Source organism: Thermopirellula anaerolimosa (assembly GCF_054657335.1).
Window position 1 is genome coordinate 291,645 of record NZ_BAAHYX010000006.1, and the last position, 24,732, is coordinate 316,376.

Consider the following 24,732-nt stretch of genomic DNA (forward strand, 5'->3'; position numbering starts at 1 on the left):
GGTCAAAATCGGGCGCGACGCCGCAATAAGTATTCGGTTAGGGCTTTGTCGAAAGGCATGGAGGTATCGAGCGGTACGTAATCGATTCCCGCCCGGAGGCATTCCTTGCGATACCTTTCGCGAAATTGTTCCAGTTCATGCACATACTCCGCCTGGACGCCCGTCGCGTCGACCTCCAAGCGATCGAGCGTCTCGGGGTCTTCCAATTCCACCATTCCGCTGAAGGGAAACCGGACCTCGGCTTCGTCCAAGACGTGAAACAAGATGACGTCGTGACCGCGGTGCTTGAGACGATAGAGGGCCTTGATGATCGGTTCTTCTTCCGCAAGGAGATCGGAAAAGATCATGATCAGGGAGGCACGATGCAGAACGCCCGACATCCGATTCAACCCGCCGACGATGTCGGTTTTGCCGCTGGGCGTCAGTTTCGCCAAAACGGAAAGCACGTTGCCGAGTTGGGACCGTCGCGACTGGGGGGCCAGCGTTCGCCGCACGACTTCGTCGAAGACCCACAACCCCACGGGGTCCTGTTGGCGAATCATGAGGTAGCACAAAGCCGCCGCGAGACCGACGGCGTAATCGAACTTGGTCATCTCGCCGCGGTAGGTGTAGCCCATGGAACTGCTCGCATCGACCGCCAAAAAGCCGGTGATGTTGGTCTCGGCCTCGAACTTCTTGACGTAATACTTATCCGTCTTGGCGTACACCAACCAGTCGATATCGAGAGGATCGTCGCCCGGCACATATTTGCGGTGCTCACTGAACTCGACCGAGAACCCTTGGAAAGGGCTTGCGTGGAGTCCTTGTAAGAAACCTTTCACGATGAACTCGGCGCGGAGATCCAGCCGCTTGATCTGTCTGGCTACCTCGGGTTTGAGATATTTGACGACGTTGGACATAACGGCTTCGCGTTGCCGAGGACGGCTTTGCCGATTGAACTCACAGTCTCGCCGGCGAATCGGGGCCGCGACCGCGACCGGTCGGCTTGCACGTTCCGGCGGTCAGGCTACGATTCGAACTTGGGAACGCTTGGCGGCGGGATCTCCTTCACCAAACGCAGTACGAGGTCGTCGGCGGTCATCCCTTCGGCTTGGGCCTGGAAATTCGTGCTGATGCGATGTCGCAAGACGGGAACGGCCAGCTTTTGAACGTCTTCCACGGCGACGGTGAAACGTCCGTCCATGGCGGCCAGGGCCTTGCCGCCCTGGATGAGGAACTGCCCGGCACGCGGACCGGCGCCCCAATCGACCATCTCCCGCACGAACTGCGGGACGGCGGCATCGTTGGGACGCGTCGCCCGAACCAGTCTTGTGACGTATTGGATGATGTACGGGCTGACCGCCACGGAATTGACTAGCTTTTGGAGGCTGACAATCGCCTTGCCGTTCAAAATCTTGCGAACTTCCGTCTTCTCGCTCCGCGTGGTCGTAGCCAGAATCTTCTCTTCCTCCTCCAAGGTCGGATAGTCCACCTTAATGTTGAACATGAAGCGGTCGAGTTGTGCTTCGGGCAGCGGGTAGGTGCCCTCCTGCTCGATCGGGTTCTGCGTGGCGATCGTGAAGAAGGGTTCGGGCAGGGGATAGGTTTGCTGCCCGACCGTCACTTCACGCTCTTGCATGGCTTGGAGCAGCGCGGCCTGCGTCTTCGGCGGCGTACGGTTGATTTCGTCGGCGAGAAGGATGTTCGTGAAGACGGGGCCTTCCATGAATCGGAAGTAGCGTTTGCCGTGATCGTCCTCCTCCAACACGTTGGTGCCCGTGATGTCCGAAGGCATGAGGTCGGGCGTGAACTGGATTCGTTTGAACTGGACGTCCAGAATCCGAGCCAGGGTGCTCACCATGAGAGTCTTGGCCAGCCCCGGCACTCCCACCAGCAAACAGTGGCCGCGCGTGAAGATGGCCGCCAAGATTTGCTCCAAGACTTCGCTTTGCCCAACGATTACTTTCTGCAATTCCTCCTGCATCAGCTTCCGATGATAGCTGAACTCCTGGAGGACGTCTCCCAGACTTCGTGGTTTTGTGGACAATCCGACACCTCATCCCAGGGAACCAGTTCTTTCGCCGAAACAAAGGTCGCGGACCCACGGTCGTCGGGCTCGCGATCAACAGCGAACCCTCAATTCACCGAATGGATCACGAGACCTACCCGTGGTGTGCAGGGTCATACGCGGCACGACCATCCAAAGGGGCTTTTCGCGGCACGGTTCCTGCCCTATCGTAATTTGAGAGGCAACCGCGATTCGACGCAAGACCGACGGACTGCACTCGATGGATAGCCGTTCGCCTCCGCGTTCGCGAGGGTTGTTTTAGACGTCATGGGCGGCCCGAGCGAGAATCCCGCGCGTTGCTCTTCCCACGAGTTTTGCCGTACCAGTTGTCATCACGGCGAAATACGGCAATCGGCGATGAATATAAGGGATAGGTGAACCTTGCCAGCAAATAGTGTCGATCGTCAACGGGATCGGAAGTCGGAGGTGGCAGTGCGGCCATCCGCCGAAGGGCCTTCCTGCCCCCGGCGATCGGCGATGGCAGCGCGGCTGCTTCTCTGCCTCCTGCCGGTTGTTTCGCTGGGGGGAGCGGCCTTCGGGCAGAATGTCGCCGACGGCCTAGCGCCCTTGTTGCAGCAAGCCATCGACCGCGGCGTGGAATACCTGAAGCGGCAGCAGAAGGCGGACGGGTCGTGGACGGATCTTCCGCCGCACACGGGCGGCGTGAGCGGGCTTTGTGCGCTGGCCCTGCTTACCGCCGGCGTTCCCGCCGACGACCCCGTCATCCAAAAGGCGCTGCGGCGGTTCCGTCAATTCGAGCCGAGCAAAATCAACTCCACGTATTCGGTCTCCCTTCAGACCATGGTGTTGTGTCGGGCGAATCCGAACCGCGATGCCGCCCTGATTCAGCGTAACGTGCAGTGGTTGGAAAGCGTGCAGGTCAAGGACGGACCGGATCGCGGCGGTTGGTCTTATCCCGGTTTCGGCCTCCGAGCGGATAACTCCAACAGCCAATTCGCGCTGTTGGCCTTGTACGAGGCGGAAAGGGTCGGCATTCGGGCGGCGGATGAAGTCTGGAAAAATGCCCGCGACTATTGGGAAGGAACGCAGAACCCCGACGGTTCCTGGGGGTATCGCAAAGGTTTGGACGGTACGGGCAGTATGACGTGCGCCGGCGTCAGCGCTTTGGTCATCACGTACGCCATGGTGCACACCCCTAACGCCGCCGTTGCAGGTGATCGCGTGGAATGTTGTCAACCGGCGAAGGATCAAGACGACCGTATCCGCCGCGGACTGGACTGGCTGGCACGCAACTTTTCGGTGCGGCAAAACCCTCGGGCCGGGGATTCGTGGTTGTTGTACTACCTCTACGGCCTGGAGCGGGTGGGGCGTCTCACCTCCCAGCGATTCATCGGATCTCATGACTGGTATCGTGAAGGCTCCGCTTTCCTCTTGGAGTTGAAGACACGCCGTGCCGGCGGTGACGAGGCGGGGCGATTGGCGGCCGACTATTGGGTCGGTCCGGGGCAATCCGGGACGGGTGAGGATGATCCCGAAGTCGCGACGGCCTTCGCGCTTCTATTCCTTGCCAAGGGAAGGCGTCCCATCATGGCCGCCAAGCTCAAATGGGGAGACGAAGCTGCTTGGAATTCTCACCGTAACGACATCGGCAACCTGACGGAACATGTCGAAAAGGCGTGGAAAATGGATCTCGGTTGGCAGGTGGTGGATTTGTCCGCCGCGACCGTGGACGACCTCCGCCAGTCTCCCGTTCTGTATTTCGGGGGCACGCGAAGCCCGCTTCCGCAGGATCCCTCGGCAAGTCAAACGCTAGCCAAGAAGCTCCGCGATTATTTGGATCGCGGGGGATTCATCGTAGCGGAGTCCGTTTGCTCGCAGGGGGACTTCGATCAGGGATTTCGCCGACTCATGGAATTGGCCTTTCCCGAACCGGAGTACCGACTCCGATTATTGCCTCCGGAGCACCCGATTTGGCGTGCCGAAACGGCGATTGCCCCGGAACAACTGAGACCGCTTTTGGGGCTGGATTTTGGTTGCAGGACCAGCGTCGTTTACTCCCCGCCGCCCCAAACCGGGCAAGCATCGCTTTCATGCCTTTGGGAGATCTCGCGAGCCGGACGCGAGTTGCGGTTCGCGGAGGCCGTCCAATCGCAGGTGGATGCCGCCTTGGCGCTAGGTAGGAACATTATGGCCTACGCGACCAATCGACAATTGAGCTACAAGTACGAGTTCTTCGATCATTCCGCGGATCGACCGCCGGAGGTGGGACGGCGCAATCGATTGGCCGTGGCCGTGCTGCAACACCCCGGCGGTTGCACCGTAGCGCCTCGGGCCGTGATTCATCTTCTCGAGGCCGCCGAGAAAGAATTGGGATTGCGAGTCGATCTTGTAAAGTACGATATCGCGATTACGGACGAGTCGCTCTTCGATTTCCATTTGGCCTTCATGCACGGCCGGAACGCTTTCAGGCTTACTCCCGAGGAGCGACGCCGCCTAAAAACATTCGTGGAGAGAGGGGGCATGATCCTGGCGGACGCCGTGTGTGCCTCGCGCGCCTTTGCCGACTCTTTCCGTTTGGAAATGCAGGCGATTTTGCCGGAGCATCCCCTGGAGCCGATACCCGTCGACGATGATTTGTTGCGGTCGGTTTACGGCGGATTCGACCTCCAAACCGTCACCCGGCGAGATCCGCAACCGACCGGTCTTCGCGAAGCGTCGGCGGATATCTTGAGAAAGGTCCCGCCGGAACTGGAAGGGATTCGCATCGACGGTCGTTGGGCGGTCGTGTTTTCTCCGTATGATTTGAGTTGTGCCTTGGAGAAGCAGCAAAGCATCGGCTGCCAAGGCTATATTCCCGAAGACGCGGCCCGGATTGGACTGAATGTCCTGCTGTATTCCTTGCAGGAATGACCCGGTCCAAGAAAACCGGTCCAAGAAAAGAGGTATGAGCGAACCGATCGCTGCGGAGGATCTCCGGTCACGAAAACCGTAAGACTACCGTTCGGCGGACAATCGCGCGTAATCAGGCTGCGGGCACGGAGCGCTCTTGTCGGCGGAGACCGCCGATCGTCCTCACATGGATGCGGCGCCGGATTCCCCCTGATCGGGTTCGGATGCGTGCTCCGTCGATTCGTCCGAGGAAGCGCCGGAGGCCCCCTTCCACCGCAGCGACGAGCGGTGTTGCTCGATGAAATCACGGATTTTCGGCGCAAACTCCAAGAGCCGATGCCATTGATCGGCATAGAGCGTTACCGGCATGCGTTGCAGTCCGTAGACGCTGACCGCCCCTTTGGGGCTGACCTTGCAGCTCAAAACGCCTTGTGACTCCGGCATACTCTTGAGAAGGCTGTCGGCCTCCTCGGGGGTCAATTCTCCCGCGGCCACCTTGGCGAGAATCTCCTTTCGATCCATTCCAACGACTCCTTGCGTCTAGGGCCGGAATTAAACGGGAAACCGAAGCAACCGCACTCGCCCCGCAACGCGGTCCGCGACCGGTTGCAGGCGACCTCTTACGAAATCGGTCAAAATCCTAAACCCTTGGTCTTGGTTTGAACTCGCAGGAGATACATATCGGCCGTGATGTACAACACGGAACCGTCGTTACCGAAGGCGCAGTTAGCGGTTGGAACCGAGACGCGGATCCGCCCCAAAAAGGTGCCGTCCGGGCGAAAAACATTGACACCGCCGGGACCCGTCGCGAAAACGTTGCCTGCCGCGTCGACTTTCAAACCGTCCGGCAGTCCCGGCAGTTTGCTTTCCTTCCAGACCGAGGCGTCGAAGAACTTCCTGCCCTCTCCCAGCGTCCCGTCCTCACGAACGGGAAAGGCCATCCAAATCGGTTCGGCGGGATCCGATTGAGCCACGTAGAGCGTCTTTTCGTCCGGAGAAAAGCCGATGCCGTTCGGGCGGGTCATTCGATCCGTCAACAGCGTCAATTGACCGTTTCGCGAGATGCGATAAACACCGCAAAACCCCAAAGCATCTTCGGCCTTGGCGGCCTCCGGCGTCATGCCGTAAGGCGGATCCGTGAAATAGATGTCTCCATTGGATCGGATGACCAAATCGTTCGGACTATTCAAGGGCTTATTTTGATATCGATTTGCCAGGGTATGAAAGCAACCCTCCGACCATACGGCGACTCGTCGGTCGCCGTGTTGGCACAGGACCAGCCTTCCCTCGGCGTCCACCGCCAAGCCGTTGGATCCCGACTCGCCTCCGCGCGCTGTCATGCCCGTGTACCCGGACGGCTTGAGGCAGACGTCGATTCCCTTCCCTTCCCGCCACTGGAACACGGTGTTTCGCGGTACGTCGGAGAACAGGAGGCACTCGCCGTGCCTCCACCAAACCGGTCCTTCGGACCATTCAAATCCCTCGGCCAACACCTCCACCTTGGCGTCCGGGGCAATCAAGTCGTGAAAGTGCGGATCGGCGACCTCCAAGACGGCCACGGATTTTTCGACGGTTTCCTCTGCCGCGGATGGCCCGACCGAAAACAACGTCCCCGCCGTGGCGGACACAATCACTCCGGCCAAGAGTATCATCCTTCGGATCACCGGAGGACGCTTGTCGATCACCTGCCCAAAGGCAGCGTCGTGGTTTTGCGTGCCGCGCGGTTGCCGCTCGGAAAACAACGGTCGCGAACGCGGAGAAAGGCTGGAATCAAACATGGCTTTAGGCTTTCGTTCGAGAAAAGGCTTGACCGGAAAAAAGCCGCGACAATCCGCCGCCCGAAACGGCGACCGGACGAGGCGTCGTGGATTCATCAACGATCGCCAACCGCCGCCCTCGCGTTCGGCGCAGACCGTTCGTTCGTCGCATTTGGTCGTTATCATATAGCCCGCGGACACCGTCGGCAACACGGCACCCTGCGAGCAAACGGCAGCTATCGTGCTCAATGTTCTTGCCCGGTCCGGGGAAATGCAACCTGATAAGATTTCGCGATGGTCAGCGCGGTCATTGGCCGACTCGCGTTTTCTCACCCATTTGAATGCGGTAGAGATGCACCCCTAGCGGTTCGAAATGATCCGAGAACTTGCCGTCCCGAATCAGAACGCCGCGGTTTTCATCGATGACGACGGCCACAGTCCGGTCGGCTACCGCTGCCGTCGTCGGCAATTCGGCGGTATTGAGCGAAAACACGACATCGGCCGGTTGATCCCTGGGATCGTAATTGACGGCGAAAACATAAACCGCGTCCTCCGCGACGGTCAAGAACGCGGCCACCCGTCCCCCTGCGGTCGTCCAGGACAAGGCATTGTTATGCCGCGGCGCGAGAATGGCAGGAGCCAAGCGAGTCAGTCGATCATTGATGCGTCGCAGGGCTTCGCGATTCTCTGCGGGCACCCCGAACTGGTTGTACGACGGTTTCCATATGTGAGTGAAATAACCGATACCGGTAGCGCCCCCGCAAAGAGCCATCCACACCTCAGCCTCAATATGTCGGGGCGTCACGTCTTTTTGATTCTCCAAGGCGCCGGTGTACTGGCCGCCCTTGCCGGTCTCGATCCACGCGTAAGTCGGCCGATTCCCTGCCAAATCCGTGAGTTGAGCGGTTGCCTCGTAGACCAAGTGAATCCATTCCGGCTTGTTCCAACCGTAGATCGGATATATGTCGAAACCGACGACGTCGGCGGACGCGATGTACGCCGGATAAAGACGGCTACGAACTTCGTCCGGCCATTTTCCGAAGTGAGGATGGAAGTATCCGGTGAAGGTCATGAAGACGGGCCGATTGGCGTCCCCTTGCCGGATGCGTTGGTAGGCCTGCGCTGTTTGCTCGGGCGTTTGGCGGGGTATCCAGCGAGGCGGGGCCAACAATACATTCTTACCGTCTTTGTCGTAGGCGCCGATCTCCGCGATCGAACCCCATTCGTTGTTGCCGGGATCGGTCTTGGTGACGCGGAACGTGAAGCGCGAGGCCGTGACCGGTTCCGGCAATTCGATGGCTTGTTCGCCGCGGCGGTTTTCCAATGTGGCGACGGTCGCCGTATTGCCGTCGGCTTGAATTTCGATCTCGCGCGCCACGCTCAGACCGGGCGACGTCGTTAACCAAAACGAAAAACGGCGAACCGTGACGGGGGAAGGCAGCGGAATTGTAATCGCGGCCTCCGCGAGCGGGTCCAGTACCGACCACGAACTTGTGTCGCCGTCGCGAATCCGCCATAGCGGGGTTTTGGTATTGATTCGCAAACCGGGCGAAGCGATGACTTCGCCGTCGCTTACCTGCCGGGGGAGGTCCGGTTCGTCGTCGTGAATATAGGCGAGAAGTGCTGGGTGACCGCGGAGGGCGTCGTCGTATGGCATGACGCCGTACAAACCGGCCTCTCGCACTCGATCCAAATACTCCGCAACGTCGCGCGTCCCTCCCGAACCGCGCCAATAACCGGCGGTAGTATTCATGCCGCAATTCCGGACCGCCGGAAAATTAACCGGATCTTGCAGCCAGGACATGATGGGGAGAAAAGGCCTTCCGTTGACTCGCACTTCCCGATTGGGTCCGATGGTGACATCGCGAATAGGTTCCGGGGATTGGGCGAACGTCCGTCCGGCCACGGTCAGCATGCAGCCCAAAAGAGCGACGCGCATTAGAAATCGTTTGTAGCGGGATAGGAATCCTTGCATGGCTTGCCTCCCCAGACTTGCGCGGAATGCCTGCGCGATTGGAAAAAAGCGTTGCGTTAGAAGTCCGTCTTCGTGTCCTCGGGTATCCCTGACCGTTTGGCGGCCGTCCCGATCTGTTGCGAATCGGAGTCGGTTCCATCCGAGGCCGCTTCGTCTTCGGTAATGGTAGCTGCATTCACCGCAATCAACATACCGACTTTTGAAGCCGGAAAAAAGCTTCGAATCGCGCATGTCACTGCGCCGGGGAATCCCGCGGCGATGCGTTGATTCCGCCGCCTTTTGGAGAATAATGGCAGGAGGCGAAGGTTGGTAGCGAAGCCCGGTGCGTTCGTTCTTCGACGGCGATAGGACGCTCATTGCGCCCATAATACTGCTTGGCCCCCCGCTCTTGTCCTTCGTGCTATTTCCCTGCATCTCATTTCACGGAATCTTCCCAAATGCGTAGTGCGGAATCGCGTTCTCTGAAGCAAGTTCGTGGTTTGGCGCTCGTTCTGTTCACCGCGATCATCGCTTACGGGGCGGTCGCCGCGCATCGTGTAGGCCTTGCGACTGAGGATCAGCCTGTAATCCGGATTCAAAGCCTGGACGACGCGCGGGAGTTGGAGTCGCACGTTACAGAGTTGGTGGCAAAGGTGCTGCCATCCGTCGTATGCGTTCGGGTAGGAACTAATCAGGGATCGGGGGTAATCGTGACGGAGGACGGTTACGTGTTGACGGCGGGCCACGTCGTCACCCAACCCAATCAGCGAGCGGAGTTCATCTTCGCGGACGGGAAGCGCGCTTCCGGCACTACGTTGGGTCGCAACGAGGATCTGGACGCCGGCCTCTTGAAATTGGAGGGCGACGGGCCTTGGACGGCAGCGCCGATGGGAGACTCGGATGCCCTCTCGCCCGGCGATTGGGTGCTGGCTTTGGGGCATCCGTTGGGCTATACGACGGGACGCCCCCCGGTTTTGCGATTGGGACGCGTCTTGCGAAGCGATCGGACCCTGATTCGAACGGACTGTCCGCTGGTGGCGGGCGACTCCGGCGGACCGCTGTTCGACCTGGAAGGCCGCGTCGTGGGAATCCACAGCCGAATTTCCACCGCAACAACCACGAACTTTCATGTGCCCGTCCAGGTTTTTCGCGATGGTTGGGATCGTTTGGCGAAAGGCGAGGTCTGGCGAGATTCCTTGCCTTTGCGAGACTCCGATGCGGTCAAGCAGGCTTTCGCCTCCGTTACCGCGGGAGCGCGCGACTGCGTCGTGCTCGTGCGATGTGGGGACAAGGACGTCGCGTGGGGGACGATCGTAGGTCCCGACGGATGGGTCGTGACCAAAGCCGATGAGTTGGAACCGCCGATCGCTTGTCGTCTGGCGGACGGACGCGAGCTTCCGGCCGAAATCGTCGGCCTATCGTCCGAACACGACGTTGCCATGCTCAAGATCGACGCGAAAGGTTTGCCGGAACTGACCTGGCGCAAAGGGGAGGACCCGAGGGTGGGGCAATGGCTCATCTCGCCGTCGTTCAATGCCGAGATTCCCGCGGTGATCGGCGTGGTCGCCGCGCCCCGACGAACTATCCCGCTTCAGCCCGGTGTCTTGGGTGTATCGCTGCGGGACACCGAGTCGGGGCCCAGCGTGACGCAAGTGCTGGAGGACACCGCCGCGTTTGCCGCGGGGATCAAGGCCGGCGACATCGTGCTGTCCGTGGACGGCATTGCCACGGAGAAGTCGGCCGACGTTGTGCGGGCGATCAGAAACCACCGCCCGGGCGAAAAGATTACCCTCAAGCTTCGTCGCGGCGAGGAGCAACTCGAGATCCAGGCGGTTCTCAAGCCGTCGGATACCCCCGATGCGAGAAAGCGGCGGATGCAAAATACCTCGGGTGTCGGCGTTAGTCGCCGAGCGGACGACTATCCGGCAGTGTTGCAGCACGACGGCGTCTTGCCGCCCAAACAATGCGGCGGCCCCGTCGTCGACTTGGAAGGGCGCGTGGTCGGCATCAACATCGCGCGGGCGGGGCGAACCGAGACCTTTGTGTTGCCGGCGGATGTACTCCTGGGGCTGATGTACGATCTGATGTCCGGGCGTCTTCGTCCGCGGGAAGCGACACCGTCAGAGGAAGAGGCCAAGCCGGTCCTGGCGAACGAGCCCCCCGCCGAAGCCTCGCCGGTACCAACGCAGAAGGAACCCCCGGCCGAAGAGCCTGCGCCCTCGACTCCTCCCGAAGACGAATCGACGCCGGAAGGTTCTCCCAAGCCCCCGGAGAATCCCACGCCGGCGAACCCGAATGCGCAGTCGGAACCCATGCCCGAGTGACCGGGCGGAGTGCCGAAACGCATAGCTCCGCAGTCGCGGCAAATCGCCCGAGCAAAAGCGGTGCATGCAGGCGGAGCCACATCGCGGGCGTCAAGCCGGCGCCTATTCCACACGCCATTCCAGGATACCGCCCGAGTAGTTCTCGCGAAGCTGAACTTCGATTCGCAGACCGGTCGTCTCGATCGGCGAGAAGCCGACGCGGTTGAAGGCGTCTTTTCGCAAGCCGAATTCGTCACGGGTGCTAATCGGCCGCCACTCGTCGCCATCGAGGTAAAGCAACCGCCAGTTAGCCGGAATGCGGCACTGACCGCCGACCGGTTCATCATCGAACCAATAAACCTCGGCGGCGGAAAGCGTGACGGGCGATGCCCAATGGTACTCGACCCACTCGACCGTACCGCGATGGTCCCACCAAGTAAACCGCGGAATTCCGTGATCGCTAGAGTTGCTGGGAACCAGGGTGTCGTTGAGCGCCTCGACTTGGTCGCTGGGGTTGCAGTGGGAGGCGGTAGGCTCGGCGGCCTCCAAGGGCGTCAGCGGCTCATCTTCGCCCAAACCGGCGGGATCCAAGGGGCGATACAACAAGCCCTGCCAGGAGGGATCGTCCGTTTGGGGATGGCGCGACTTGCCCGATTGTCGGACCCATACCGCCATGGGACCCGGTTCGCGGTGATCCCAAACGTAGTATGGAACGGCGGTTACGCGACGGTGATCGGCGGTGTCGGCCCGCAAGACGACGATCCCGCCGAGCAGGTCGGGCCGATATTCCGTTTCCACACGCGGGTCCTTGGCCAGCACGATTTTGCGAACGTCAAAACCGTTATCCACGCTTTCGAAACAATAGACGAGCGGTCCGCGCTGAAGGGCGACTCGGCCGCGATTGGCCGCGACGGCGGGATGGGCCTCGATCCGCTCGACCGGTATGGCCAGGCTCAGGTTTACGCGATCTCCTTCTTTCCAAAGGCGTCGGATCGCAAGATAGCCCTTCTCGATGGTTGGTTCCGCGATCGTCTCTCCGTTCACGTCGGCTCTGAATTGCCGACACCAACCGGGAATTCGCAGCTTGAGCGTGAATTCTTGCGGTTCTTTGGGGAACAACCGGATGGCTACGTCTCCATCCCAGGGATAACGTCCCTCCTGGCGAATTCCCAGCTTTCCGTGGGCCGTCTCCAACACGGCGCCGCCCGCCACGTACAGATTGACGAAGATTTCGTCGGGGTCGGTGTTCTGCATGTAGACGTAACCCGGCACGGACGGAATCAGTCGCACCACGTTGGTGGGACAGCAGGCGCAGCCGAAGAACGGTTGCCGATAGTGATTGCCTCCCGACGCCAACGGATTGACGTAGAAGAAGTGCTCGCCGTCCAAGGCGACGCCGGCCAAAACGTTGTTGTACAGTGCTCGCTCCAAGACGTCGGCATATTGGGCGTCGCCGTGCATGAGTGCCAATCGGTAGGACCATAGAACCAGACCGATGGCGGCGCAAGTTTCGCAATAAGCGGATTCGTTGGGCAATTCGTACGGATCGCCGAAGGCCTCGCCGGCGTGACGTGCGCCCACGCCCCCCGTGATGTAGAGCTTTCGCAGGGTGACATCCTTCCAAATGCGATCCATGGCGGCCATCAATTCCGGATCACCGGTGTACGCGGCGACGTCCGCGACGCCGGAATACAGGTACATGGCGCGGACGGCATGACCGACGATTTCCGACTGATCGCGGACCGGAATATGGTCTTGGCAATACGGCCCGTAGGACGGACGGTGCGAGCTATCGCCCCGTTGATCGATGAAGAACTTGGCCAGGTCGAAGTAACGCCGCTCGCCGGTGACCTCGTACAATTTCACCAAGGCCAACTCGATTTCCTCGTGGCCGGGCACGCCGTACTTTTTGCCGGGACCGAACACGCTGTCTATATGATCGGCCAGGCGAATCGCCACATCCAACATGGTGCGTTTGCCGGTTGCGCGAAAATGCGCCACGGCGGCTTCGAAGAAATGGCCGGCACAATAGAGTTCATGCATGGCCGGTAGGTTCGTCCATCGTTTGTCCAATCCCGTCAACGTGTAGTAGGTATTCAGATAGCCGTCGTCGCGTTGCGCGGCGGCGATCCACGCGATGACGCGATCCATGCGTTGTTCCAAGTCGGGGTCCGGCGCGGCGGCCAGCGCGTAGGATGTCCCCTCCAAGACCTTGTACACGTCGGAGTCGTTGAAGTAGATGCCTTCGAATTCGCCCGGCATCAAACCGGCGGCCTTGGCGAAATTCGTGAAGCGACCGGTTTCCTCGCACCAGCGAAAGTTGTGCGGGATGGATCGATCGTGGTTCGTTTTCAATCGAGTTGACCAAAAGCCGTCATCCAATTGCACGACCGTAAAAGGAACGGGCGTCAAACGATGGGCGGCGGAAACATTTTCGCCGGTCGCCGGTTGGGCGATTGGCGCGAGACTTGCCGCCGTGAAAAAAGCGGCCAAACATAGAGTACGACTGAGTTTTCCGCATGCCGTCATCGTAGCCTCCGGGTACCTTGCATCAATCAGGCCGTTTGGAAAGGGGGCGTCTCGGAAGGGCGCGGCTTGAGGTGAAACGACTCCAAAGCAAGGAATCGCCACCGTCGGCGGGTGGTACCGCGGTCCGGCGCACGGGCAACCGCCCCTGGGTGTTCATGGTTTTTTAACGTCCTGCCATCGGTCTTGCAATCGGCGGCGCGAATCCGGCAAGTTGTTGGGCTAAAGGGGCGCCGGAACCGGCGAGTTCCGAGCGTAGTTGTCGACGGGTTGGGGGCTTCGGGGCGGGCGGTTCAACTCGGATTTGATGCTTTGCAACGGCGCCCGGGCAATCGTCATCGTCCGCCCGGTGTGCTCGGCGCCGGCGGTAACATCGGTCGACCGGGGCGAATGCTCGCCGCGGACGAGCCAATCGGTACTGCTTGCGTTCATGCATCCGTGACTTCCGACCGGTCGCGTTCCAATTGTTCGAGCCGGGCGGGAATGGCCAAAATGGAGGCCAAAAGGGCCAGCACAAGCTGTCCGAAGATGAAAAGCAGATACGTGATCACCGGAAAAAGACCGCCGAGTATTAGGAAGATTCGCCCCGACGCTTCGAACCCGATTGCCATCATTCGGGTATTCATAGCCTTGGCCAACTGCTGAAAATCCCCCGCCGCGACGTCCCTTGTCTCTGCAAAACCCAATATCCATGCTGCCAGCAATTGGAAGAAGCCGAGCAGGATCAAAGTGCCGAAAAGGATCGGCGTGATGCGCAACATCATCTTGAAAAAGAACTGCAACAACCCCAACGCCTCTTCGGCGGGCGTGGTTTCGGGGACGATCGCGATATTCATGCCCTCAAGGTTCAGCATGGAGAGACTGAGGTAGGCGAAGACGATGAACATTCCCAAAGCGACGAACAGCATACTCGGGGCGCCGCTGCGAAAGGCCGCGACGGTCAATGCGACCAAACCCGTCACGCCGACGAAGAGAGATATCAGCGACAGTCCGTCCGTGGTGGCCGAGGAGCCTAACTGTGCATGAACCAGGCGATCCCAGCGTTCAAGGACGAAAAGCAGTCGGGAGGCCGCGTATTGCAAAATCACCAAGACCGCGGCGAAGGCTATTGCGATGAAAACTTCGGTAGAATCCGAGCGTCGCAGACCGGCGGTCACTCCGGCGACAATGGCGATGCCGGCACTCGCCCAGAGCCCGAATTGTCCGCATAACGCGAACAGTCGCAACGTGCCGTTGATGAAGTCGCTCCCGAAGAATTGCCGCAATAGCCCCAGGATGGCGTCGAAGACGTGTCCGCCCTGACTTTCGCGCGATCGGGCGAACGTCGTCGGTGAGTTCTCGAAAGCCGCTTTGAGTCTCCCGGTTCGCCCGACTTCCGGTCGCGAAGACGATCCCGAAAGCGGCGGCGGACGTTGCGGCAAAGCCTGATGCTCTTCCGCCGGTTCGGGTGCGGCTAGCGAGCTATTCGCGTCCGAAACCGGTTGTACGAGGGGATATGCGTCCTCGTCGGCGGGAAGAGATTCGTTCGCCCCGGGGGCTTGCGGCGGGTTGGGAGAGGTAGGCGAGACCGTCTCTTCCGCATTGCCTTCCGGAAATAGACCGCGAATACGCTTGGCGGCCATCCAATCTCGGAGTCCCTCTCGCCACACGAGGTCGTCGGGCAACAATTCCGCACTCTGGGCCAGGCGTTTCAGTTCGCTTGCGGTAATCGGTCCGATCTTGCGTTCGCCCTTGGCGTAATACCACTGTTGAGCCATACGGTCTCCTTGGAAGGTCGGTCCGGCGGGGCGCCTGCGGACGGCTATTGACCCTTCCAGCGCTATCGTGATTCAATTGATGAGGTTTTGCAACCCGCCGCGAATACGGAAAGATACTCGTCATGCCCGCTTCCGACGACCTCCTGAGTCGCTTTCTGTATTGCCTGGTTCCTCTTTTTGTCGCCGTGGATCCCATCGGTATCCTGCCGTTGTATCTCGGGTTGACATCCGAACTTTCGGAGGTGGGAAAACGTCGCGTTATTCGACAGTCGCTGATGACCGCGGCGATCGTCGTGATCGGCTTCGCTCTGGCCGGTCGCTGGGTTCTGCTCTATCTGCAAATTACCATCGGCGATTTCATGATGGCGGGCGGGATTTTACTGTTCGTGCTGGCGATGGGGGACCTGTTCGCCGTCGAAAAGGGATCTTTGCGGTCGGATCCGGATTCGCTGGGAGCGGTTCCACTGGGCATTCCGTTGATCGCGGGACCCGCCGTCTTGACGACGGTCTTGCTGTTGACGAATTCCTACGGTGTGGTGCCGGCGCTCCTTGCCGCGATGATGAACATCGGCCTGGCGGGCGTGTTTTTCCATGCGGCATCGGGCATAGAAAGGCTGGTAGGGGCCACGGGCCTGCGCACGGCCTCGAAGATGGCCGCCCTGATTTTGGCCGCGATCGGCGTCATGATGGTCCGGCGCGGGTTGCAAGCGACGTTCCCCGGCATGACGGGCGGCTAACGCAAGTTCCGCCCGATTGCAGGGAAAAACGCCGAGACGTTCGGTGCCGAAAGGCGCTCAAACGACTTCCAAAGTGGATTCGGAATCCTCGGGCGAGGCCTGCCGAATCTTGCTTAAGAGGCCTTCCACCAGAGCACGCTTTTCGCGGAGCATGTCCCGGACGTCCGCGAATCGGGTGTGCCGGATCTCGCAGTGAAGATCGGCCCTCTCTCTTTCCAACAGTTCCAGCAACAGCACGCATTCGGACTGCGAGAGGTCGAAAGACGGGACCATGGTTACACCTCCTCGCGCGAATGGAACTAGCCCCCCAAGACAATGGTAGGCGTCTATCGGCGAAGAGACAAGCAGACCGATCAGGGAGACCGGTAGCGACGGCGGTCGCACGTTCGGAAGGCCGGGTTAGAGTTCGCTTTTCGACTGGCGATCAGTTATCGGAGAATCGCCGAACGACTGCTGCGGAGGCCTGTCCATGCGAGTTGAAGCTCAGGTTCACGAACACGTCACCGGAGGGGATGTCGCCTTCGGGAACGACGCGAACCGGGCAGTCGGGATCGGGGACCTCGTAGTTCAAAGTGGGAAAGAGTGCATCCTCAAGCAAAGAGAGCACGCCGATAATCAACTCCACCATGCCGCTGCCAGCGCCAAGATTGCCGTAAAAGCTCTTTGGAGCAAGAATGGGAACCGAGTTTGGGCCGAAGATGTCGGCAATTCCCAACGCCTCCTCGCGATCGGCCGTGCGAGTGCTCAGACCGGTGGCGACCACAAAGTTGACTTGCGACGGGGACAAGGCGGCCTGCTTCAACGCGCTCGTCAGGGCCAGTCGGACGGCCTGCCGCAGATCACTGACGCCGTTCTTGGCGATTGCAGCGACGGAGGAGGCCGAGAGCACCTCGGCGTACACGGTTGCGCCGCGGTTACGGGCGTGGGAAAGCTCCTCCAGCAGCACGGCACCCGCACCCTCCCCCAACACCATCCCTTGACGGTTTTTGTCGAAGGGGCGACTGACGCTCGACGGATCTTGGTCGTCGGTAACCGCCAACTCCTCTTGCTGGAGGCAATGCATCAGTTTCATGGTGCTCAAGCGAGTGCCGGTCGAACCGGCCAGCATGGCATCCGCGCGCTCGTAGCGGATGGTGTTGAGGGCATCCATGATGCACACGTTGGGCGTGGCTTCGCGGAGCGTGAGTGAATTGCTCGGGCCCCGTAAGTCGTTGTAAATGCCCAAATGACTGGCGGGCATGTTGGGGAGATACTTCAGGAGCCACAGCGGAAATAATTGGGGCATTCCCTTGACGGGCCAGAGCGAGAACCGAAATTCGCCGTCTGCATCCCGCGAGTTGCGAAAGCCCTCGGTGAATTCTTCGGGCGAACTGACCATATAATCGCTCCCGAAGCAAACGCCGATTCTGGCGGGATCCACCTTGCCGGGCGCGATCGCGGCATCGTTCAAGGCCAATTGTCCGGCCGCAACGCCCATCTGGCACTCGCGACACATGACTTTCAAGGCTTTGCGCAGGTTTTTTTGCACGTCCTTCGAGATATTGCCGAAATCGCCGATCGAACCGGTAAAATCCTTGACTTCGCCGCTAAAGCGGACCGGAACCGCCTCCGGCGGCAAGACGGACAGCGGCCCGACCCCGCTGCGTCTGTTTCGCAATGAATCGATCACGGCGTTTTTGGAACTTCCAATCGGACTGAGAACGCCCAGTCCCGTTATGACGACCCTGCGCGACTCCGCGTCCATCCCAATTCCTCGCCCAAGAGATGCGTTTCGAAAATCGGCGCGAAAGCTCCAGTTTACCGCCGAGATGAGCCAGCGTCGAGGTCGGCGCTCCCTGCGTCAAGCTGCGCGGCGGAAAAAACGTCGATTCGGCAATCTCACCAACCGGCTACGCCGAGGCCTGTTCGCGGCGGGGGAATTCCGCGGCGGGGTGCTGGCAACACCTTCAGCGGCGCGTCACAATGGACCGCGTTTTGTGCGAGGATTGGTGCGAAAATTTTTCAGGCGGTTTGGGTGACGGTCGGCTTTTCCTCCCGGTTTCGGCCTAGCGAGTACCGCGGGGTCCCCAAAGCTTGCCCGCCCGGTCATGCTTGCCGGCTATCACAACGAAAGGGGTGAACATTTCGGCGAGGGAGCCTCGGCTCATTGTCATCGATGGTTGCAACTCGGGAGATCATTATGGCGTCGGATATTGACAAGGCGTTTGAAGCGGCGGCGGCACGGTACGCCGAATTGGGTGTGAATGTCGCCTCGGCGCTGGAAAAGCTGGCTTCGATCCCCATTTCCATGCACTGTTGGCAGGGAGATGACGTCGGTGGTTTCGAGAGTGACGCGGGCCTCAGCGGCGGCGGGATTATGGCCACGGGGTCTTACCCCGGCAAGGCCCGTAACCCCGACGAATTGCGGCAGGACGCGGATCAAGCGTTTCGCCTGATTCCGGGACGCCATCGTTTCAATCTGCACGCCATCTATCTCGAAAGCGGCGGCAAGAAAATCGAGAGGGATGCCGTTGCTCCCGAGCACTTTTCGCGTTGGATGGATTGGGCGGCGGAGCGTGGCATCGGCCTCGATTTCAATCCGACCTTCTTTTCGCATCCCTTGGCCAATGACGGTTTCACGCTGACCCATCCCGACGAGGGCATACGGGGGTTTTGGATTCGTCACGGGATTGCTTGCCGCAAGATCGGCGAGGCTTTCGGGCGAAGATTGGGTTCCACTTGCGTGACGAACGTGTGGATCCCCGACGGACAAAAGGATGTGACCGCCGATCGGCAGACCCCGCGTCGTCGCTTGGCGGAGTCGCTCGATCGGATTTTTGAAGAGCCGATCGACGCCGCCTATCTTCGGGACGCCGTGGAAAGCAAACTTTTCGGCATCGGTTCCGAAACGTACGTTCCTGGATCGCACGAGTTCTATTTGGGATACGCCGTCACGCGAAAGAAGCTGTTGACGCTGGATGCCGGTCATTTCCACCCCACCGAGAGCATCGCGGACAAGATTTCGTCCGTGCTCTTGTATTTGGACGGCGTGTTGCTTCACGTCAGTCGCGGCATTCGTTGGGACAGCGACCACGTCGTCATTTTCAACGACGAAACTCGGGCGGTGGCGGAGGAGATCGTTCGCGGCGACCACTTGGGGCGCGTATTCATCGGGTTGGATTTCTTCGACGCGAGCATTCATCGCGTGGCGGCATGGACGATCGGTATGCGCGCCATACTGAAGGCGCTGCTTTGGGCGCTTGTGGAGCCGATCGATCGACTACGAGAATTGGAGGCGAATCGCGACTACACGGCGAGGCTCGTCCTTTTCGAAACCGTCAAAACGCTCCCATTCGGTGCCGTTTGGGATTATTATTGCCGACGCAGTGAAGTGCCGCTCGATACCGAGGTCATCGCCGAAGTCCGGCGATACGAACGCGAAGTTACAAGTTGCCGCGGTTGACGCGACGGGCAAAGACGAACGTGGTGGATTCTCGCGTAATCGCTTGTCCTTGAACTTGGGATTGGGAGACGAGATATGGCATCGGGTGACAGCCCCCAAAAGGGTCAGGGAGTCTTTGAGCGACTCGACAAGCTGAATGAGTTCGAACGCCAACCGGTGACGCCCGACAAGCTTCACGGCGGGCGGTATTTCGCCGGACTCTTCGCGGGGGAACACGTGGCGGCCACGGAGTTCGTGATCGGGGCCCTCTTCGTCATTTGGGGGGCCAAGGTCTACGACGTCGTCGTCGGGCTTTTGATCGGCAACCTCTTGGCGGTCCTCTCGTGGACTCTGATTTGCGCGCCGATCGCGGTCGGGACTCGCCTCACGCTGTATTGGTACCTCCGCCAGATCGCCGGTCCCGTGGTTACGGTCTTGTACAACCTTTTGAACGCCGTGTTGTATTGCATCCTGGCGGGCTGCATGATCACGGTCGCGGCGTCCGCCGTCCGCATCCCCTTCGGCATCGCTCCGCAGACAGGCTGGTTTCCCGAAGACACGGGATTCGTGTTCGTGGTGATCGGCGTGGGAGCGGTTGTGGTGACTCTGGCGATCTTGGGGTTCAAGCGATTGGCTCAATTCGCCGTCGTGTGTTCTCCCTGGATGCTCCTGATGTTCGTTTGCGGCGCGATCATGGCCATGCCCGAAGTAGGGCACGTCTCCAATCTGAAGAATTTTTGGTCGGTCGCGGAATCGCGGATTTGGAGCGGTCCCGGACCATCCGTCAGCGCTATCGAGACTCGCGCCGCGGAGGACGGCAACAGCAAGGAAGTCGTACTTCACCTGGCTAATTTGAAAGATCGCCTGCTGATTCTTGCGTCCGGAGAATCACCGCAACAGGCCTACGAACCGGACCCCACTCGGCCCGAGTTGCCGGGGTTCTTCCTATCATCCGATGCGGATCCGAAGACGGCGGTGTTCGTCGAGGCCAAGGCCCGGGTGGAAAACGTATACGGCGAAGATACTTCGGGATTGACGCTGGATTCGGTATTCGCCGCGGAAGCCCAGGCTGCAACGGCGACGGCGGAGGCCGCTCCGCAGTCTCCTCCCCTCCCGCCTTTCGTGCCCCAAAGCCCCAACATTCCTCCTCCGCCTCCCGTCAAAGAACGCATCATCGTACTTCATGCCGAAGGCGTAACCAATCCGCAATTGATCCGCTATGTGCGACCGAAGGCGAGGACGGGCGCTATTTGCAACGACAACTTCGTCCCCCTTCAGGATTTCACCGCCGACATTCAGGGGACGATTCTCTCGGTGGTAACCCATATCGGGTTCTGGCATATCGCGGCCTTTGCCTGGATTTGTAACTTGGCCATGCATATCGGGCTATCCGATATGGCAATCTTCCGGTTCGCGAAAAGCTCTTGGTACGGGCTTTATTCCAGCTTGGGCATGTTTTTGGGGCACTACCTGGCCTGGATCTGCGCAGGCATCATGGGCGCGGCGGCGGCGCGACTGACCGCGACCCCGCTGATGATGCTCGACTCCGGGCAAGTGGCCTTCCTGTCCTTGGGCTGGGCCGGTGCGATCGCCGTGATTATCGCGGGCTGGACCACGTCCAATCCCACGTTGTATCGGGCGGGGCTTGCGCTGCAAGTCATTACCCCCAATTGGCCGCGATGGCTCGTTACGCTCCTCGCAGGGGTCATTACGACGACCATCGCATGTTTCCCGTTCGTGTTCTTGTATCTGCTCGATTTCGTCGGCGTCTATGGCATCTTGTTGATGCCGGTCGGCGCCATCGTGGTCGTAGAGCATTGGATCTTTCCGCTGCTGGGTTGGCAACGTTATTGGTCTTCCCTGCGGGGGCAATTGATAAACGTTCCTGCCGTGATTGCGTGGGCGGCGGGGTTGGCCCTGGCGCTCATCGGTTGGCAGACGGGTTGGATTCACCTGTTCTTCCTTGCCGTGCCGGTCTGGTTCCTGACAGCGCTGGTCTACCTGATTTTGGCGTTCCTGGCCGGTGCCTCCCGACATGTGGAGAAGGAGGGCGACCTGTCCAACGCGACGACATCCACTTCTTCGAGCAGTCCGCCGCCGTCGACGACCGAATCGGCTTCCAAACCTCGCTCCACCGGTGTGGCGACGTTTGCCTTTGGTGCAGGAGCCGCGCTGTGCCTCTTGGCCAGCCTCGGATTTGCGATCATCGCCTTCCTGGGTTATATGGACCCGGCGACGATTAAACCGTCGCTACTGTACCTGGCGATCGTTTATTTCGTTTTGGGTACGCTGTACGTTGTAAATCGCGAGCGTGCTCGCGCTAGCAACGCCTAAGCGGACCGAGAATCCCCTGCACGTACCGCTTAAAAGTACCCGGAAGACGACTACGGTTCCGCGATAGGCTCGCGGACAAAGGAGAATCGAAAATGCCCAGAAGCATCAAAATCTTGATTGCGGTCATGGTTGGCCTTTGCATGGGGACGTGGCTTGGCGGCACGAGGGTTTTCTCGGAGGAGAGTGGCGGCGGCGCGAAGAGCTCCGCCCGAGTCGAGCAACTCCGCTGCGAATACCGCGTGAACCCGTTGGGAATCGATGTGGTCAAGCCTCGCTTGAGCTGGATCATGGTCGATGCCCGCCGCGGGGCCCGGCAGACCGCCTACCAAATCTTGGCGGCCTCGAGCAGCGAGAAACTTGCTCGCGACGAAGGTGATCTCTGGGACTCCGGGCGAGTGGAGTCATCTCTCACGAATCAGATCGAATACGGCGGGCGTCCGCTGAATTCACGAATGGAATGCCACTGGAAGGTCAGGATTTGGGACGCGGACGGGGCTGTAACCGATTACAGCCCACCCGCCGTGTGGACGATGGGCTTGCTGGAGGACGCGGACCGCGAGGCACAATGGATTCAGGCGCCGGCGGCTTTGTATCACCCGGTCATGGAGCATGCCGCTCCACAGGACGACCCCGCCAAGAAAATCTTGGCAACGGGGCTTTTCCGTAAGGAGTTCAACGTCGATCAGCCGGTCCGAAAGGCGACGCTGTACGCCAGCGCGTTGGGACTGTTCGATGTGGAGTTGAATGGCACGGACGCGGTTGCGGACCTCTTTCCGCCGGGGTGGACCGACTACAACAAACGCGTTTATTACAACACTTACGACGTGACGTCACTGGTAGGTCCGGGCAAGAACGCCATCGGCGCGACTTTGGCGCCCGGTTGGTATTCGGGTCACATCGGGTGGTTCAAGCAGGCCTTTTTGTACGGCAAGGACCCCAAGATTTGGTTACAGCTTGAACTGGAGATGGCGGACGGTTCTCGCCGGATCGTGGCGACGGACGATTCCTGGAAGTTTTCGTTCGGTCCCGAATTGGAAGCGGAATTCCTGGCGGGCGAGACCTACGACGCACGGTTGCGGATGCCGGGCTGGAGTGAGCCTAATTTCGACGACGGCAACTGGAAGCCCGCCGTCGTAGCCTCGGATGTTGTGGCGACGCTGGAGGCTCAACCCGGCGTACCGGTACTCATCACGGGTGAAGTCCCCACACAGTCGATCACGGAACCGTACCCCGGCGTCTTCGTATTCGATTTGGGACAGAATTTCGCCGGTTTTGCGAGATTGAGGGTGCAAGGTCCTGCCGGCACGCGGGTGCAAATGCGTTTCGCGGAGGTGTTGAACCCGGACGGAACCATCTACACCACGAATCTGCGTTCGGCCCGGGCGACCGACACGTACATCCTTTCCGGGGACGGGGTTGAGGTTTGGCAACCGCGATTCACGTTCCACGGTTTTCGCTACGTGGAAGTGACGGGTTACCCCGGGCGTCCGGAAAAAGATGCCGTGACGGGCTTGGCCGTGAACTCGGATATCCCCATGGTCGGATCCTTCACGTGTTCCAACCCCATGGTCAATCAACTTTTCCGGAACATCGTATGGACGCAACGCGCCAATTTCATCTCCGTGCCCACCGATTGCCCTCAGCGGGATGAACGCTTGGGATGGACGGGCGATGCCGAAGTGTTTATCCGGGCGGCTAGTTACAACGCGGATGTGGCGGCCTTCTTTACCAAATGGCTGCGTGATTTGGAGGACGCGCAAGGACCGGAAGGGGACTTTCCCGACGTGGCGCCGCGAATCGTCGCCATGGGAGGCGGTACGGCGGCATGGGCGGATGCGGGAACCATTTGCCCTTGGACCATTCATCACGTGTACGCCGATCGCAGGGTGTTGGAAGAACTTTTGGATGCTATGGAGCGTTGGATCGCGTATTGTCGCACGCACAGCCAAGGCCTTTTGCGTCCGGCACAAGGTTACGGGGACTGGTTGTCGATCAACGCCGACACGCCCAAGGATGTGCTCGCGACCGCCTTTTTCGCCTATAGCACGCGGCTTACCGCCGAAGCGGCTGAAGCCCTGGGGATGAAAGACAAGGCTGCCGAATATCTGCGGCTTTACGAGGACATCCGGCGAGCATTCCAAGCGGCTTATGTCTCGGATGACGGTCGCGTCAAAGGCGATACCCAAACCTGCTATGTGCTTGCGCTGCGTTTCGGTCTTCTTCCGGAAGACCTGCGGGAAAAGGCGGCGCGGCACTTGGTGGATGACATCGCGAAGCGCGATCACCATCTCTCGACGGGATTCGTCGGCACGGCCTTCTTGATGCCGACGCTCTCCGATTTCGGCCACACGGGCACGGCCTATCATTTGCTGTTGAACGACACCTTCCCGTCTTGGGGCTTTTCGATCAAGCATGGCGCGACTTCCATCTGGGAGCGGTGGGATGGCTGGACTCCCGAAAAGGGCTTCCAAGACCCGGGGATGAATAGCTTTGCGCACTACGCTTTCGGCGCGGTCGGGCAATGGCTGTTTCAATATGTGGCGGGGATCGATACGGACGGCCCGGGATTCCGGCGGATCGTGTTGCGCCCGCATCTGGGGCAAGGGCTTGATTTTGTCAACGCGCGTTACCGGTCGATCTGCGGCGAGATCGTCAGCGAGTGGCGGAAGGACGCCAACGGCCTCTCCTGGCACGTCGTCGTTCCCGCCAACGTTGCGGCGACGATTTGCGTTCCCGCGGCGGGTACGGATGTGATCACCGTGGACGGGCAATCGATCGAAAACGCGTCGGGCGTGCGGGTCGTTCGGCAGGAGGCCGATTATCGAGTCTTGTCCGCCGGAGCGGGGGAATATCAATTCCAGGTGCGACGTGGGCCGTAGTCCTACGGGGGCGGGGGCGGCATCGACGGGATCGTTTCGCCATTGCGGCCGTCCGTTGCCGTGCGGCATCGGGAGGGGCCGCGCGGCCCGATCGGGGCGGGGTGCAACCTCGTGCCGATCGATAATGAAGGTGTGCGCGGCCCGGTCGGAAATCGGGCTTGCGGAAC

The 24,732-nt window shown here is 60.2% G+C and carries 15 protein-coding genes; 6 read left to right on the forward strand and 9 right to left on the reverse strand.

Annotated features, from left to right (window positions below):
• Positions 1–2 precede the first annotated feature (2 nt).
• Together ACYQ6J_RS07300 and ACYQ6J_RS07305 are read right to left on the reverse strand one after the other, a co-directional pair.
• Positions 3–899, reverse strand: coding sequence for a DUF58 domain-containing protein (locus tag ACYQ6J_RS07300; RefSeq protein ID WP_460183524.1), 897 nt, complete (start codon positions 897–899; stop codon positions 3–5).
• Positions 900–1,006: 107 nt separating this feature from the next.
• On the reverse strand, positions 1,007–1,963 hold the full coding sequence (locus ACYQ6J_RS07305) for an AAA family ATPase (protein WP_460185533.1): 957 nt from the start codon (positions 1,961–1,963) through the stop codon (positions 1,007–1,009).
• Between the two features lie 561 nt (positions 1,964–2,524).
• On the opposite strand from ACYQ6J_RS07305, the gene ACYQ6J_RS07310 reads away from it, so the two are divergent.
• Positions 2,525–4,918: a DUF4159 domain-containing protein gene (locus tag ACYQ6J_RS07310; RefSeq protein WP_460183525.1), complete on the forward strand. Its 2,394-nt coding sequence runs from the start codon at positions 2,525–2,527 to the stop codon at positions 4,916–4,918.
• 162 nt (positions 4,919–5,080) lie between these two features.
• On the opposite strand, the gene ACYQ6J_RS07315 is transcribed toward ACYQ6J_RS07310, so the two are convergent.
• The 3 genes from ACYQ6J_RS07315 to ACYQ6J_RS07325 form a co-directional block, all read right to left on the reverse strand.
• The gene (locus ACYQ6J_RS07315; protein WP_460183526.1) at positions 5,081–5,419 is read right to left on the reverse strand and encodes a hypothetical protein; all 339 of its coding nucleotides are present in this window, start codon (positions 5,417–5,419) and stop codon (positions 5,081–5,083) included.
• 110 nt (positions 5,420–5,529) lie between these two features.
• Positions 5,530–6,675: an SMP-30/gluconolactonase/LRE family protein gene (locus ACYQ6J_RS07320; RefSeq protein ID WP_460183527.1), complete on the reverse strand. Its 1,146-nt coding sequence runs from the start codon at positions 6,673–6,675 to the stop codon at positions 5,530–5,532.
• Between the two features lie 286 nt (positions 6,676–6,961).
• Entirely contained in the window at positions 6,962–8,629 is a 1,668-nt protein-coding gene (locus tag ACYQ6J_RS07325; RefSeq protein WP_460183528.1) for a hypothetical protein, read from the reverse strand.
• Positions 8,630–9,066: 437 nt separating this feature from the next.
• On the opposite strand from ACYQ6J_RS07325, the gene ACYQ6J_RS07330 reads away from it, so the two are divergent.
• Positions 9,067–10,932, forward strand: coding sequence for a S1C family serine protease (locus tag ACYQ6J_RS07330; protein ID WP_460183529.1), 1,866 nt, complete (start codon positions 9,067–9,069; stop codon positions 10,930–10,932).
• A gap of 102 nt (positions 10,933–11,034) precedes the next feature.
• Here the strand turns inward: ACYQ6J_RS07330 and ACYQ6J_RS07335 are convergent, their stop codons facing one another.
• Entirely contained in the window at positions 11,035–13,440 is a 2,406-nt protein-coding gene (locus ACYQ6J_RS07335; protein WP_460183530.1) for a glycoside hydrolase family 127 protein, read from the reverse strand.
• 425 nt (positions 13,441–13,865) lie between these two features.
• Positions 13,866–15,194, reverse strand: a complete 1,329-nt coding sequence (locus ACYQ6J_RS07340) for a DUF4339 domain-containing protein (protein WP_460183531.1) — start codon at positions 15,192–15,194, stop codon at positions 13,866–13,868.
• A gap of 122 nt (positions 15,195–15,316) precedes the next feature.
• On the opposite strand from ACYQ6J_RS07340, the gene ACYQ6J_RS07345 reads away from it, so the two are divergent.
• The gene (locus tag ACYQ6J_RS07345; RefSeq protein WP_460183532.1) at positions 15,317–15,931 is read left to right on the forward strand and encodes a MarC family protein; all 615 of its coding nucleotides are present in this window, start codon (positions 15,317–15,319) and stop codon (positions 15,929–15,931) included.
• A gap of 57 nt (positions 15,932–15,988) precedes the next feature.
• Here the strand turns inward: ACYQ6J_RS07345 and ACYQ6J_RS07350 are convergent, their stop codons facing one another.
• Positions 15,989–16,204: a hypothetical protein gene (locus tag ACYQ6J_RS07350; RefSeq protein ID WP_460183533.1), complete on the reverse strand. Its 216-nt coding sequence runs from the start codon at positions 16,202–16,204 to the stop codon at positions 15,989–15,991.
• A 151-nt stretch (positions 16,205–16,355) separates the two neighbouring features.
• Positions 16,356–17,675, reverse strand: coding sequence for a beta-ketoacyl-[acyl-carrier-protein] synthase family protein (locus ACYQ6J_RS07355; protein WP_460183534.1), 1,320 nt, complete (start codon positions 17,673–17,675; stop codon positions 16,356–16,358).
• Positions 17,676–18,110: 435 nt separating this feature from the next.
• On the opposite strand from ACYQ6J_RS07355, the gene ACYQ6J_RS07360 reads away from it, so the two are divergent.
• The 3 genes from ACYQ6J_RS07360 to ACYQ6J_RS07370 all read left to right on the forward strand — a co-directional run bounded on the left by ACYQ6J_RS07360 (position 18,111) and on the right by ACYQ6J_RS07370 (position 24,565).
• Positions 18,111–19,373: an L-rhamnose isomerase gene (locus ACYQ6J_RS07360; RefSeq protein ID WP_460183535.1), complete on the forward strand. Its 1,263-nt coding sequence runs from the start codon at positions 18,111–18,113 to the stop codon at positions 19,371–19,373.
• A gap of 75 nt (positions 19,374–19,448) precedes the next feature.
• Positions 19,449–21,686 (forward strand): purine-cytosine permease family protein, encoded by a 2,238-nt coding sequence (locus ACYQ6J_RS07365; protein ID WP_460183536.1) that lies wholly within the window; start codon positions 19,449–19,451, stop codon positions 21,684–21,686.
• Between the two features lie 92 nt (positions 21,687–21,778).
• Positions 21,779–24,565: a family 78 glycoside hydrolase catalytic domain gene (locus ACYQ6J_RS07370; protein ID WP_460183537.1), complete on the forward strand. Its 2,787-nt coding sequence runs from the start codon at positions 21,779–21,781 to the stop codon at positions 24,563–24,565.
• The last annotated feature ends 167 nt before the right edge of the window (positions 24,566–24,732 follow it).

Excerpts from the sequence above, each read along its gene's own strand:
- ACYQ6J_RS07340 (WP_460183531.1), bottom strand. The coding sequence starts at position 15,194 with ATGGCTCAACAGTGGTATTACGCCAAGGGCGAACGCAAGATCGGACCG.
- ACYQ6J_RS07325 (WP_460183528.1), bottom strand. The coding sequence starts at position 8,629 with ATGCAAGGATTCCTATCCCGCTACAAACGATTTCTAATGCGCGTCGCT.
- ACYQ6J_RS07305 (WP_460185533.1), bottom strand. The coding sequence starts at position 1,963 with ATGCAGGAGGAATTGCAGAAAGTAATCGTTGGGCAAAGCGAAGTCTTG.
- ACYQ6J_RS07355 (WP_460183534.1), bottom strand. The coding sequence starts at position 17,675 with ATGGACGCGGAGTCGCGCAGGGTCGTCATAACGGGACTGGGCGTTCTC.
- ACYQ6J_RS07370 (WP_460183537.1), top strand. The coding sequence starts at position 21,779 with ATGCCCAGAAGCATCAAAATCTTGATTGCGGTCATGGTTGGCCTTTGC.
- ACYQ6J_RS07345 (WP_460183532.1), top strand. The coding sequence starts at position 15,317 with ATGCCCGCTTCCGACGACCTCCTGAGTCGCTTTCTGTATTGCCTGGTT.
- ACYQ6J_RS07360 (WP_460183535.1), top strand. The coding sequence starts at position 18,111 with ATGGCGTCGGATATTGACAAGGCGTTTGAAGCGGCGGCGGCACGGTAC.
- ACYQ6J_RS07330 (WP_460183529.1), top strand. The coding sequence starts at position 9,067 with ATGCGTAGTGCGGAATCGCGTTCTCTGAAGCAAGTTCGTGGTTTGGCG.
- ACYQ6J_RS07300 (WP_460183524.1), bottom strand. The coding sequence starts at position 899 with ATGTCCAACGTCGTCAAATATCTCAAACCCGAGGTAGCCAGACAGATC.
- ACYQ6J_RS07315 (WP_460183526.1), bottom strand. The coding sequence starts at position 5,419 with ATGGATCGAAAGGAGATTCTCGCCAAGGTGGCCGCGGGAGAATTGACC.
- ACYQ6J_RS07320 (WP_460183527.1), bottom strand. The coding sequence starts at position 6,675 with ATGTTTGATTCCAGCCTTTCTCCGCGTTCGCGACCGTTGTTTTCCGAG.
- ACYQ6J_RS07350 (WP_460183533.1), bottom strand. The coding sequence starts at position 16,204 with ATGGTCCCGTCTTTCGACCTCTCGCAGTCCGAATGCGTGCTGTTGCTG.
- ACYQ6J_RS07310 (WP_460183525.1), top strand. The coding sequence starts at position 2,525 with ATGGCAGCGCGGCTGCTTCTCTGCCTCCTGCCGGTTGTTTCGCTGGGG.
- ACYQ6J_RS07365 (WP_460183536.1), top strand. The coding sequence starts at position 19,449 with ATGGCATCGGGTGACAGCCCCCAAAAGGGTCAGGGAGTCTTTGAGCGA.
- ACYQ6J_RS07335 (WP_460183530.1), bottom strand. The coding sequence starts at position 13,440 with ATGACGGCATGCGGAAAACTCAGTCGTACTCTATGTTTGGCCGCTTTT.